This is a genomic window from Nonomuraea sp. B5E05 (assembly GCF_039880665.1).
Lineage (GTDB): Bacteria > Actinomycetota > Actinomycetes > Streptosporangiales > Streptosporangiaceae > Nonomuraea.
In genome coordinates this window covers 53860-66351 of sequence record NZ_JBDPMJ010000037.1, presented here as the reverse complement: position 1 = coordinate 66351, position 12492 = coordinate 53860, and the positions used below count along the sequence as shown (strand labels likewise).

At 63.5% G+C, this 12492-nt stretch carries 9 protein-coding genes and 1 pseudogene; 1 reads left to right on the top strand and 9 read right to left on the bottom strand.

Annotated elements, in window-relative coordinates; all coding sequences use genetic code 11:
- Positions 1-128 precede the first annotated feature (128 nt).
- The 7 genes and pseudogenes from ABGB01_RS41015 to ABGB01_RS40985 form a co-directional block, all read right to left on the bottom strand.
- Positions 129-281: pseudogene (locus ABGB01_RS41015) on the bottom strand (IS5/IS1182 family transposase); the annotation flags it as partial.
- A gap of 155 nt (positions 282-436) precedes the next feature.
- Positions 437-2314 (bottom strand): DrmB family protein, encoded by a 1878-nt coding sequence (gene drmB, locus ABGB01_RS41010; RefSeq protein WP_347779308.1) that lies wholly within the window; start codon positions 2312-2314, stop codon positions 437-439.
- Positions 2311-5727, bottom strand: coding sequence for a helicase-related protein (locus tag ABGB01_RS41005; RefSeq protein WP_347779307.1), 3417 nt, complete (start codon positions 5725-5727; stop codon positions 2311-2313). The genes drmB and ABGB01_RS41005 overlap by 4 nt, the downstream gene beginning before the upstream one ends.
- Complete coding sequence (locus ABGB01_RS41000) at positions 5727-7427, bottom strand: NERD domain-containing protein (protein WP_347779306.1); 1701 nt, start codon at positions 7425-7427, stop codon at positions 5727-5729. The genes ABGB01_RS41005 and ABGB01_RS41000 overlap by 1 nt, the downstream gene beginning before the upstream one ends.
- The gene (locus ABGB01_RS40995; protein ID WP_347779304.1) at positions 7424-7933 is read right to left on the bottom strand and encodes a hypothetical protein; all 510 of its coding nucleotides are present in this window, start codon (positions 7931-7933) and stop codon (positions 7424-7426) included. Before ABGB01_RS40995 ends, ABGB01_RS41000 begins: the two co-directional genes overlap by 4 nt.
- Before the next feature lie 1019 nt (positions 7934-8952).
- Positions 8953-9921 (bottom strand): hypothetical protein, encoded by a 969-nt coding sequence (locus ABGB01_RS40990; RefSeq protein ID WP_347779303.1) that lies wholly within the window; start codon positions 9919-9921, stop codon positions 8953-8955.
- A gap of 285 nt (positions 9922-10206) precedes the next feature.
- The gene (locus ABGB01_RS40985) at positions 10207-10383 is read right to left on the bottom strand and encodes a hypothetical protein (RefSeq protein WP_347779301.1); all 177 of its coding nucleotides are present in this window, start codon (positions 10381-10383) and stop codon (positions 10207-10209) included.
- A 12-nt stretch (positions 10384-10395) separates the two neighbouring features.
- On the opposite strand from ABGB01_RS40985, the gene ABGB01_RS40980 reads away from it, so the two are divergent.
- A complete protein-coding gene (locus tag ABGB01_RS40980) occupies positions 10396-11112 on the top strand; it encodes an alpha/beta hydrolase (RefSeq protein WP_347779300.1) in 717 nt (238 codons plus the stop codon).
- 344 nt (positions 11113-11456) lie between these two features.
- Here ABGB01_RS40980 and ABGB01_RS40975 read toward each other — a convergent pair whose 3' ends face one another.
- Together ABGB01_RS40975 and ABGB01_RS40970 are read right to left on the bottom strand one after the other, a co-directional pair.
- Positions 11457-11753, bottom strand: a complete 297-nt coding sequence (locus ABGB01_RS40975) for a hypothetical protein (protein ID WP_347779298.1) — start codon at positions 11751-11753, stop codon at positions 11457-11459.
- A 51-nt stretch (positions 11754-11804) separates the two neighbouring features.
- On the bottom strand, positions 11805-12305 hold the full coding sequence (locus ABGB01_RS40970) for a hypothetical protein (RefSeq protein WP_347779297.1): 501 nt from the start codon (positions 12303-12305) through the stop codon (positions 11805-11807).
- Between the last annotated feature and the right edge of the window lie 187 nt (positions 12306-12492).

Here is a 12492-nt window from a genome sequence, read left to right as displayed (position 1 = left end):
CCGCACCCCGCTGAACCAGGCGAACAGCTCCGCCTAGAGAAACGCCCTCCAGGCGCCTACACCCATGTCAGCACAGGTCAGGAGCTAGATTCGGGCCTCCAGGCCGCGGAATTATGTCGAACCCGGGATCTGCGGAACCCAAGGAGGACGAGCAGCGCCTGCTGGCCGGGGTTGAGGCGGCGCCACGGCGAGCCGATCGTATTGCGGCGCCGGCGCCGGACGCCGGACAGGTAGGACAGGGTCTGAGGTGACAACGGCAGCGCCGCACGATAGAACAGCAACTCGGAGCCTCCGGTCCAACGGTTGATCTTGGTCGATAACCCTTCTACCAGGGGCTCTTCTACTTGTCGATCAAGCTCTGCCGCGCAGCATGCCCGGCGACCTGCGGCTTCAGGTTGGAAAACACTCCATGAGGCTTGTAGCGCTGGCCTCCATCTCAGCTGAAGAAACCGAGTTTGGGCTCCGCCAGCGAGCCGACGACGAGTCCACGGTCAAGGAATCTGTTGAACTCTTCGCAAGCAGTCTCCGGCAGGAGAGCGCACGCGTGGCATGCGGCGAGGTTGCAGGAATCCGGCCCTTGGCCGCCTTCGCCGGCTTCCATGCAGATTGGATCGGTCGAGCACCATTCGGCGTTCGCCAGTGCCGTCGCCCACGTGCGCTCCAAGTACCCCGGCTTGCCCATCCGGACCAGTCCGCCCATGGTGCCTTCGGCGTCTCCGGCAGCCGTATAGACCAGCATTCCCGCCATCGGCGCGTCGCGCTCGTCCGAGACATATAGCCGTTCCCGGAGTGAGGCGGTGCTGTAACCACACTCGAAGATCAGTTGGTTGATGAGCAGATGGGCAATGGTGTGGATAAGGAGAAAGCGCGGGGTGATCTCCTTAGGAGTGAGCATACGATCGGCGGGAAGGCCGAGGTATCGCTCCGCGATGCGGTTTGCCCTGGCCTGGACCTCATCACGCATCTCCCATGCGCGCAGGCGCTCTTCGTCGATTTCAAGGAAGATGCCCTCGCCGGAGACGGTGTAGGCCGGAAGCCAGTCTCGTTCGGGAGAAGGCTGGTTTTTCCAGAGCCTGCTCTTGCCCTCCTTGAGCTTGGAGCCGGAAGAGACCAAGCGGGTGAAGCCCCAGAGTGCGCGAGTCTCGCGCAGCGATTCCACCAATCGTACTCGGGAAAAGTTATTCGCGACGACATGGTCGTACGGTGGGGCCGCAGAGCTCACCACGAGGTTCGGATGGTCGATCTCGTTGCGGAGCATGGCGTACTCAGGACGCCGCCATTCTATTGGGGTGAGCTGATCGAGGTCGTAAACCTCCTCCGCCATTTCGCCGCCATAGGCCTCATCAAGGGCTTGCCGGATCTGAGCGTCTGTATACGGCTTGAGTACGTCGTATTCGTCGATCGTGCGAACGGTCCCCACCGTCACCTCTCCGGTCTTCCGTGCGAGATTCATCGCAGTCACGAAGTTCGGGCGGTTGAGGATCTCCAAGAGCTTGGGCGGTACAGTGCTCGCACTCTGCGGAAGGTAGATAGAGCTCTCTACCAGTGGAAAGTAAACATTAGAAGCGCCCCGCAGGCTGCCCCGCAAGGGATGGCCACATGGCTGGGACGCTCCGCCGAGCCACGGCCGCCATCCGTCGCAGGCGTAGTCGGCGCCCTTTTCGAGTTGGCTGCTGAGGATGGTCGACGCCTCACGATCCACCTTGGTAGCCGTGGTGACTCCTTCCAGCGTGCGGACCTTCCCGCACCCTTCGCACACGACGAGCTGTCCGGATAGGGAGCCGGTGCCCACGGCCTTCAGGCGGAGAACTCCACGGCAGGACGGCTGAATGCTGCGATGAACCCACTCCCGCCAGGGGAAGTTGCCGACATGTCCCTTCTCGCAGATCACCACGAAGGGAACCTGAGACATCGCGGGCCCCTTGGTGGCAGGCTTACCGCCCGCCTGGTGCTGCTTATCCGGGCAGCGCGCCTTTCCGTGGTAAGCGAGTGGCTGCTCCTCCAATCGCTTGCAGTACGGGCAGAAGCTCCAGCTCGGGAACCGGAGGAAGGGAATCGTGAGCAGGAGGTTGGGAGTACTGGGCATTCCGGGGACCCGGGGCCGGTAGTCTGGTGGCAGCCGGAAGTGGCTGACGCGCAGCCGCTTCTGCAGCCGCCATTCGTCGATCCTGAACTCGCTCACGTCAACGTCCTCGCCTTCGAACCAGTGGTCGAGCCCAGCGGTGATGACGGAAGTGCCGTCCACCATCACAGTCATCGCGCCCACTCCGAACGGGGAGATGAGCTGCGCTCGGCGAATGTTGCCGCTGGTCATGAGACCTCCCCAAAGGCGTTGAAGGCATCGGTGATCGCGGCACGGCACTCTGCGTCCACATTGCGCATGGACGTGGGCACTGGCCAGGAAGGCTTGCCGCTGCTCTCGGCCGTGCCGGCGTACCGCATCAGACCATTGAGGGGGTCTCCCGTTACCGGGTTCGCCTCCCAATCCGCGCGGTCCCAGTCGTCCCATTCCTGGAGCGCTTGGGTGACCTCGCGTTCGACGGCATCGAGCTCCTCGGGATCGACCAGCTCGGCCCTGGCGAGCAGGACGCCAGCTGCAACATCAGCCTGGTCGTAGGGAAGAGGCCATGACGGCAAATCCACGGACCCAGTCGTCCGGACGTGCGCGACCAGCGCTCCGCGGAGTGCTCGCCTCAGGACCGGACGGGCGAAGGGCGTGACGCTGGTTGGCTCGACCTGGGCGTAGAGGCGTTCGTGGTAGCTGCGGAAACGTTCGTAGTGGGAGCGGTCGCGCGGCTTGGCGGCACCATACAGTGTGACCACCAGACCAGGACGTTCCTGCCATCGGCGGCCGACGCGGCCGGTGACCTGAATGTACTGAGAGGTGGTCTTGGGCTGGCCAACGACGGCCATGAGAGAGAGCCGGTCGATGTCGACGCCGACTTCGATGATGTTGGATGCTAGGCAGATGTCAATGGCTTTCCCGGTGGCGAAGTCGGCGGACAGTTCGTCGATCGCACGCGGGATTTCGTCGTTCCGGCGACGGCTCGTGAGCTCCATGGTGGTCCGGGGGAAGCGTGCCTGTTCGATTCCTTCGCGTCGCCGGATGCCAACAAGATAATCCGGGATGTCCGCTTGGATCAGGGACAAGGTGTTGCCCAGTTCCCGGAGGCTGTTGAAGAACCACAAGGAAGTCCACCAAGGATCCTTCTGCTCGTCTGGCAGGTATTTCGCAGACTGGAGGAGTGCCGCAGCTGTCCGGACCTGAACACTCTGGATCGAGCCCAGGCCTGGTGCGTGAACTCCAACATAGAGCCGACCTGGGAGCAGTTGCTTAGTCTGCTCATCCCGCGCCCATAAGGCGAAAAAGGAATCCTCGGCGGTCAGTCCGGAGGGCGGGAAGAGAGAGACTCGGTCCCGGCCGTACACTGCCCTCGCTTGCTGCGCATATCGCCGAATGGTGGCGGTAGAAGCGATGATCTTTGGCTTCACTGAAACTGCGCCGCGGCGATCGGTGCACAGGTCTTCGACTACCGCCTCGTACATACCCACCATTGAGCCAAGTGGGCCAGAGATCAGGTGAAACTCATCCTGGATAATCAGGCCAGGAGGAGAGGCAACCTGCTGCCCGGACCCATCTCGCCCGAAGAGCGCCCGCGCCAGGGGCCGCCACGGAATCATGGCGAACTTGTCCACCGTGCCGATCACCATGGAGGGCGGCTTTTTGTAGATTTCCTCATCTACCACCAGTAGGGGCAGTCCTCGGCGGAAGGGGCATCGATTATCAGGGCATTCCAGGGAAATTCGATCCGGATTTCGATGGAACCGGTATCCGGGAATAACTGAATGCCGAATCCGTCGGCTGCGGGCCTTCATCTGCTCGGCGGTCGGCCCAAGCTTTGCCGCGCACCATGGACAGCGCAGCAGCAAAAACTTGTTGGCCGCCTGAGCAGGCTCCTTGGCCATGTCCTTCCACGCCTCCACGGCCTTGTCGCGCCTGTTCGGTGTCGTTGCGCTGCCCAGCCAGATGCCGATGGTGTACGGCTCGCTGCCCAGGTCGCTACGGCCATCACGGAGTTGTTCCATGGCGCAGATCAAAGCTGCCGCTCGGAGGAACTGCTGCGCGGTCAGGAGTCGGAGTGTGTACCTCATGATGACCTCAGTCCCGACGTCATCGGGATCTCGCAGTCTCCGCAAAAACATCGCGAAGGCAGCCACGGCCAGATACGCTTCGGTCTTGCCGCCACCTGTGGGAAAGAAGATCAGCTCAACATTGTCCCGATCGTCGCTCTGGGGAATAGCGATTGATTCGATGACGGCCAGGAAGAAGGCGATCTGAAATGGACGCCAGTCTCCGCGTCCGGGAGGCAGTTCACCCGTAGGGGGTTCTCCCTCAACGCTGATAAACCCTTGCTCATCAAGCAAGGTCTCCCTGGGTGAGACGCTTGACCTTGCCTGCTGCTCAACCATGGCTTGGTTGGCGAGACGAAAGGCGGTGGCGATCTGCCCATCCGTGCAGATGAGCTCCCAGCCGCGGCGCATGCGAGCGAGAGCCGCTTCGCATTGGCCAAGGTGAGCCTCTGCGGCGGGCCGGTGCTGGTCAGGAACCTCCCCCCAGCGGTCTGTGATCCACTGCTCATAGCGCCGGATGATCTCTTCTACTTGCGATGCTGCCTCGTCTCGCCGCTCCGAGTCGGCGAGCACCCTCATATCGGCAGCGAGCTCGGTGCCGTCCTCGCGGCGGATCACCGGTGTGATACTCGGCGTTTCGAAGGTCGGCAGGCAAACCGCGTCGATCCGAGTCGTCGATTTACCCGGCTCACGAGCCCAGTTCGCCGCGCAGCCATGGCCGAGCGCGAAGGTCTGGTGATGCCGGTAGAGCAGCGCGATCGATTCCTCTTCGGCGTCCAGATCGCGGTGGCCGCGCTCCTCCGGGTAGGAAAGGAACGCACCTCCGCCTTCCACGACGGAGGAGAACTCTGCCTGAAAGAGCGATGTTTGATCGCCCCGGCGGGAAGAGCGGTTGGTGACCGTAAGCGTGATCAGGTGATTGCCGTCGATGCGCCGACTGTAGGCACGTACTGAGATTTCCAGGCCAGCGGCACCCTCCACGGCTACCTCGTCGGGGTACACCATGCGGCGAACTCCCGTAGGCTCCAGGCTCTTCGCGCTGAACACCGCCCTCACCGAGACCAGACTTCGAACCCACCAGGGGTCCGCAGCCTTACCTGCGATGTCCACTTGGAAGGACTTGTATCGGCCGAATGATGCGGTCACGACAATTTGCGCGGCGTCGGGGAGTTGGCAGTGGACCGAGATGCCCATCGTGCTCTGCTTCCGGGCGTTCGCCAGGGAGAGATCCAGATCATCATCCAGCTCCTGCTTGATCTTGGAGATGTCCGACTGGCGCTTCTCGACGAGCTGGTCGCTGATCAGGGGTTCAAGGACCTCCTCTGAGACAGTGCCAAATCCTGGCAGTAGATCCTCCAGCGCTTCCTCCTCACCTGCCGGAGCGAGCACGGCTGTGCCGTACCGGCGAAGTGGCCTGAAATCGTGAAGGATTTCCTCACCTGTGGCGGCATCCCGCCAGGGGCCGCGAGCCTCTTCTTTCGATGCAAATGTGATGGTCTTCGAGAGGTCCAATGCCTTCCCGAGGGGCTTGGGGCCGATCAGCTCTGCTTTCAGGTCGCTGAGGACCTGCGCTCGCGAGCCGAGGAAATCCGCCATCACACGTACCCCTTGCCGAGATTGCGCGCCATCTGGCGCATCGCCTGATCCTTGGCGAGCACGATGAGCCGATCGGAACCCCTGCTTAGGGCCACATACAGCAGGGCCTCCGCTTCGGGTCCCTCAGCCGACTCCACGTCAGTCACAATGACGGCCGGCGCGTCGAGCCCCTTGAACGCGTGGATGGTCGAGTATCCGGTCTGGCCGGCTTTGGCTGAGAAGTAGGGGCGCAGCCGCTGGCGTAGAGCGGATGAGGTGCTGATATAGGCAGCACCTTGAGCGCGGGCGGAGAGCACGACGATCTGCTCGGGTGGGTAATGGTCCTTATACAGGGCATCAAGTGCCTGGACGAGCTTGGCCTCCTGCTCAGACGGTGAGTCGTACTTGTAGTACTCGACATCAATGCCGTCGTCAGGACGCCGGAACTTCCGGTAGACGTTTCCCAGAGCGGTGAGCTGCGCCGCCGCCTGGCCAATGCGTGGGGTGTTGCGGCAATTGTGGTGCAGGACCGGCTGAAAGAACGATGGGCCGCGCGAGCTCAGCTCTATACGGCCGTCACCTTGGCCATAGATCGCCTGCCGCTGGAAGTCACCGAACATGAGCCACCTCCCTCCGGCCAGACCGCCCTTGACCATGAGGTCGAGTACATCCAAGTACCCAGGTACGCAGAGGTCCTGGGCCTCGTCGATGATCAGGACATCGACGGGATCGGTTCGCTCGAACAACGCCTCAAGCGCGAGGTCGGGCAGTTTCTTCTGCCACCAGTCAGCGCCCGGATTCTCTCCGGGTACCTCCGCCTGCGCTAGGTCGAGCATTGCACGGTGGAGGGTCCCGGCACCCACGCCCGGAAACTCCCGAAGCTGGTCGGCCAGCCATCTGCCCAGCAGATGGTTGAAGCAGAGCGCTCGTACCGACTGCCCCTGAAGGCTGGCTCGCCGGGCAGCTTCGAGCGCTAGGAAGGTCTTACCCGTGCCGGCTGCGCCGGAGAACAGCACCCGAGGCTCGGACTCGATGAGGTCAAGAGCCTCATACTGTTCTTGCAGAAACGTCAGACGATCGTCATCCCGCAGGCGCCGTACCTCGGCCGGTGAAATCGCCAGCTCGAAGCGCGGGCGGAGCTTCGTCGCCAGTTCCTCGCACTGCGCTTCCGTAGGCTCGTTTCGCGCGGCGTCAAAGCTGGGCCGGGTGGCCGACAGGTGACGACGTGCCTGGACCAGGACGGAAGTTAGCGACCGGGAGACAGGGTGGCGGATGAAATCGCCGCGATCAAGGAGTTGCCAATGGTGCCATTCGGGCGAGGCCGGTACGGTTGCCGCGTTCGCGTCCGTGAACCAGACCGCTGACCAGAACGGAATGTGCGTGAGATCGCGCCTGCTTCTCCCGAGGAAGGCTCTCAGGCTATGCATGGCCTCAGAAGCTTGCGTGAAAGGGCTACGACTACTCGGTTGCTGAGCTCCTAGGTGCCACGTGCCCGAGTTGTCGCGGCTGACGGTGCGATGAGATTTGACCTCCACGCACAGGACTCCCAGGCGGGGAACGATGATGACGAAGTCGGCTTCGCCTTCCACCTGCCTGCGATGCTGGGCGATGTGCAGCGAATGCAGCACGATCCAGCCGTCTGTCCCTGGATCACTTCGGAGCCGTTCGAAGAGACGCCGCTCACCGGGCGGCGCGCTTCGGTCAATCACCGGGGGGATCATCCGAGCCATTCCACTCCTCGTGTCACGAAAGGTCTGCGGCAATCGCGCAGGGCGACCGCCGTGGGTTCCTCTCGAAGCGCCAGTACCTGGTAAGCGGTCATCGGGGCAGCACCAGGAACGTCATCCAAATGGAGTTCGATCACACCATCAACTTCTAGCTGATGGAGATCGCAGCTATTCGCCTTGCTTTCTAATGCTTCCATGAGGCGGTGCCCGGCAGTGACGACTGCTCGACGCAACATCTGGCCTGCCTCGATGTAGGTCGTTGCATCCTCGACTCCGAGCATGCGTAAAAGGATCTTGAAGTCATCGACCTTTCGCGGTTGGATCAACTCCTCCTGGGCCCAATGCGAGATGTTGTGAACCTCGACACCGAACGCGGCTAGCCGCCGCGTGACCGCAGTCGCCCTTTGATTGTCAAGTAGCCGCCGAAGCCGACTCTTCCAATCTTCCTGTAGGCGCCTGACCTCAGCGCTCTTGGTCTGTCCGAGCAGCTCATAGGCCACTCCCCGAGTGGTCGCGGCTTCGCTGACCCCCGCACGGAGGATAAGAATTGTGCCTTGACTTACGGAGGACATTGGCAGGGAAGTCACCCGCTCACCCGGCGGCGCGGCGGGGTCCAGGCCCCGGATGCGTTCTCCCCCAACCGGGAGCCAGATCGCATGATTCCCACTGAGTACAGCAAGGCGAGCAGGAACCTTCTCGGTGTCCGTGGCCGCAGTGCGGGGGGCGGAAGCCAGGATGGTTTCCCAGGCGGGCGCAACCTGGAGCTCGGCAGCGGGAGCGCCGCTCCACGGTTGCCAGCTCACCGCTGGGCGTACGGGCTCCCGGATCCGCGTTGTTAGCGGAATCGCGGCGAACTGGCCGAAAACCCCTGGGATCTTCTCCTCGTCGCGAACCCAGTGGTGGTGAACGACACGGACTGCCATGGCTCGGGGGGTCGTGAGTAGCTGAGAAGGGAAGACGAAGCTCGGCCCGCAGACGACGGCGAGACGGAGTGGTTCGTGGCGGGCATACTCAGCGGATATCAAGACGGGAGGTGCTTGGCCATGCCGGGATCGCAACCAGTCCGCGAGCGCGAGGGCAGTGCGTCGATTCCTTGCAATCAAGCAGGCGCTGGGGGTATCCGCCTCTTCCAAGGTACTCATCACGGCGGATCCAAATGGTTCATTGCCTCCAGACTCGTAAGCTTCCGCAGCCACCCGTAAGGAGTTGAGTGATGGCAGCAGGTGGACGGGGGCGCCAGCGCGAAGAGCTTCAGCTGAGCACACGAGTTCTCTGAGCAGCGGAGCGGTGGTCGATGCCGCGATGGAGAAGGGCACAGGGTCGTAGAGCCCTCGCCATCGAGCAGCGTTGGCGAGACGTGCCAAGGATTCCCAGGCAGGCGAGTCTGGTTCGTCCTGGAGTGCCTTGAGCAGGGATCGGACCTCCCGAGAAAACCGGTGCGCCGCCGCGTCATCCACGTGCACGCGCTGCGGGGCTGCCTCGGCGCTGCGGTAATAGCTGTCGGCGAGGGCGATGCGACTCACAATTCCCTCCTGAATGCCAGGACCTCGCAGCTTGCTGGCGCGTTCCAACCAAGTTCATGGTCGCGGACAGGTGTTGCGTAGGCCCGCTCCTGCATCAGGGTGGCCACCGCCGCGTCGACGCCCGGCTCGGTCCGCTCCAGGATGGCGATGACTACAGGGGCGGGGCATTCGGGGAGCCATCGGCTTGTGGCGTAGGCCCCGTCGAGGATTACTAGGTGCGGCGAAGTGGGGGACGCCTCCCAGGCGGGTGTCTCCGCCCGGGAGGACATGACCGAACTGCGCCAACCCACTGGGGCAGTGAGTTCGATCGGCCTAACAAGCGAACTCATAGGGCCGAATTGCAGACCACTTGGCGTTGAAATTTGCTCGGCCAGGTCGTCGTAGATTCGCTCAGGTGACCCAACAAGCATGAGATCCCAATTCCACGACGTGAGAAACTCTTCTGGATCTGCGCTGGGCAGCAGAGATTTCACGAAGGTGGTCTCCGCATCGGAATAGGTCGTTGCGCCGACCGTCAATACCCCCGGAGGAGGCGTCCTGACCTCCTTCACTAATTGAGTCTGGAACGCTCCCGTTCTAGGAGTGTTCAAATAGAGGCGGTCCGGCAGGCCGGTGAGGTAGTCTCCGACGATGACTCGTTTCGGAATCCTCACCCAGATGCGCGCTCCAGGCGTGACATCGCTGAGAGCGACTGGCCAGTCGGCCACCAGAGGCTCACGGTTACGCTGGGTGTAGCGCTGGCATACGTACCCGAAGGCGATGGCCGCCGCGCCCTGCAGCCGCGTAGGGACTGAGACGGCTACAACAGTTTGCCGCTGAGCAGATTCGAGCGACCCCTTGGCCGTCGTGGTGCCCAGGCGGAGCCACGCCGTGAACCAATCAGGGATCGCGCGGAATTGACCAGCGGCCGAGTGCAAGAGGGCAGCCCGCTTGCCCTCCTGAGGAGGAGGAGTTTGAGTCGCCACCACATCCCCCTTCGAACCGTGGCAGAGGGCTGTGCATCCAGCAACTTCTTTACCCTGCCTGGGGATATTTAACAGCAGAGATGGTCACGGATGCCAGAGGAACCGGTGGTGTTATAAGACCGTTTCAACTATCTGTACGTTCCATTCGGGATAATCGAGACGAACGTAGTTTTACTACGGCAGCCGTAGATCGTTGTGATCACGGTGTTGTCTCGGCGTAGGCATGCCATCGCTGGTGGCAGAGGCGGGCGCGGTGTTGGTGCCGTCGCCGCCAAATGGACCAGGTCAGGCGGTGCTCGGGGTCTCGTCGTGGGGCGGTGGCGGGGATGACGATGCCGCGGAGTTGGCGGAGCAGTTCGGGGATGGCGATGGCGACCAGGCCGAGGTTTCGACGACGGGACCGTCGAGGTGACGCTGATGCGCGGTGGCCACGGCGATGAAGGTGTAGGCGAGCAGGGCCATGCTGCTCCAGCGGTGCCAGGAGCGCCAGCGGATGACCTGTCCGGCGTCCAGGCCACAGGTCTGCTTGGCGAGCTGGTGATCTTCTTCGATGCGCCATCTGAGCTGTACTGGCCGGGGGTCACCGACCGTCCGGTGAGCGCCCACAACCTCCTCTGGCTGGGCGTGGTGATGACCGAGGGGCCGGACTGGCCTCTGGAGGCCAAGGTGCTCCTCGCCCTCGACGGCGGGCCGGTGCCTGATGACATGCCGGGCCCTCCCGGCAACGGGCCCGTGGGCGGCGAGTTCGCCGAATTCCCCACCGCGATTCTCTACGAGGACTGGAACCTGTCGCTCCGGGACTACAACGCGTACGCCGACGTGATGCGCGGCGCCAACGCGGTGGCCCCGGACATGCGGTACAACCCGATGCCAATGGGCGACATGCCATTTTGCCAGGGCCACCCGGTCAACAACCCGCAGTACCGGCTGCGATATACGGGTCGTGCTCCGCTGCTGGTGGGCGCCTCCACGCACGACCCCTCCACGCCGTACGAATGGTCGGCCAACGTGGCCCGCCAGCTCGGCCCCAAGGCCGTGCTGCTCACCTACGAGGGCTGGGGCCACGGCCTCTACGGCGGGACCGAGTGCACCACCGCGGCGATGGACAAGTACCTGATCTCGCTGACCGTGCCTCCGCAGGGCCTGCGCTGCCCAGCGGACCAGGAAGTCGGAGCCGAGGTCAAGCAGTAGTAGACAGGGCCGACGTCCGCGCTGACGCCGGCCCCACATCTGTTGCCGAGCCGGTCCAGCAGACATGGTCGGACAGCCTGGGCGCGACCATCCGGCCCGGGCAGGCGGCAGGATGAACCGTATGGAGGGTGAGCAGGACGGCGGGCGCCGGTTCCGGGATCCTGGGGTCCGGCTGTGGCATTTCGCCAGGGAGATCCTGGCCCGTTGCCCGCGGTGCTACGGGCGAAGGCCCGCTCCTTGGACGACGCGGCGTCGAAGGAGCGGGCCTCACCTCGGATGGGTGTTCATGGTGCTGCGGGACAGGGCCGGCGCGGGTTCACACCTCGGAAGACGGCACTGGGTGATCAGGAGGGAACGGAGACGCTGAGGCGCTCACCGACCGGCGTGGTCGGGCCCGGACGGACCGTTCGCGCCGAGCCGGTGCATCCGGGGCCGGTGTACACGGTGACGGCCGTGTCGGTGGCGTTGGTCACGGTGGTGAAGGGCGAGGCGGTGCGGTAGCAGCCCGGACGGGGGTCGGAGAGCGTCGAAGTGTGCCCGGCGCCGCTAAGGATCAGCCGGCCGTCCGCGGCCGTGGCGGGCGTGGCGGTGACGGCAAGCAGCCCGATCGTCGCGCATGCTGCCGCGGCGAGTCCTTTCATCGAGTTGTCCTCTCTTCATGTGTCCGTAGGTGGTGTGGGCACAGGCAGGGATCAGCAGATGAAGGAAACCTTCTTGGATTTCCGGTGCGCGAGCTTCTTGTTCGAGCCGTTGTAGAAGGTCGCCTCGGAATAGTAGGCGCCGTGGAAGGGGCAGTTCGTGTCGAAGTAACGCCCGAGAGTTCCCTTGCTCACTTTGAAGCACTTCGTATGGAGAGGGCCGGCGGGGATCGGCGGCTGGCCCGCGTACCAGGCCGTTATGCAGATCTTGCGCACCTTGGGGGCGTCCGTCTTGATGGCGGAGAAACGGAGATTGCCGTTGGCCAGTCTCTTCGGGGGTACTGCCGCGTACCACGCGGCGGCGCTGATTGCCTTGGTCATGGAGGTGCGGTTTTCGGCTGCGTCGGCTGGAGTCGCCAGTGCCGGGACGGTCGCGAGGGCGACGAGCAGTGTGGTGATGCGATGAAGAGGAGCGCTGGACCTCTGTTTCAACTGACACTCCTTGTTTGAGGTGAGCGGAATGCGGATCGCTCGGTGCAACGGGTCAGATGCCATTCCCCCGGTCTCCGCCATCGAGTTGTTCCGGCCTGACGGCGATTGCCGCGACGGTGGCCGCGGTGCGGTGGCGGATGAAATGGTGCGAGTCATATCAAGCGGTAGATCGACGGTCGCACACGGGTGTTAGTGTCGGCGTATGACCGGGCGTATGAGCCGGGCGTCACCAGGTCCAGTCACTCGTGCC

Coding starts and splice junctions, on each gene's coding strand:
- ABGB01_RS40970 (WP_347779297.1), bottom strand. CDS start 12,305: ATGGCATCTGACCCGTTGCACCGAGCGATCCGCATTCCGCTCACCTCA.
- ABGB01_RS41005 (WP_347779307.1), bottom strand. CDS start 5,727: ATGGCGGATTTCCTCGGCTCGCGAGCGCAGGTCCTCAGCGACCTGAAA.
- drmB (WP_347779308.1), bottom strand. CDS start 2,314: ATGACCAGCGGCAACATTCGCCGAGCGCAGCTCATCTCCCCGTTCGGA.
- ABGB01_RS40985 (WP_347779301.1), bottom strand. CDS start 10,383: ATGGCCCTGCTCGCCTACACCTTCATCGCCGTGGCCACCGCGCATCAG.
- ABGB01_RS41000 (WP_347779306.1), bottom strand. CDS start 7,427: ATGATCCCCCCGGTGATTGACCGAAGCGCGCCGCCCGGTGAGCGGCGT.
- ABGB01_RS40975 (WP_347779298.1), bottom strand. CDS start 11,753: ATGAAAGGACTCGCCGCGGCAGCATGCGCGACGATCGGGCTGCTTGCC.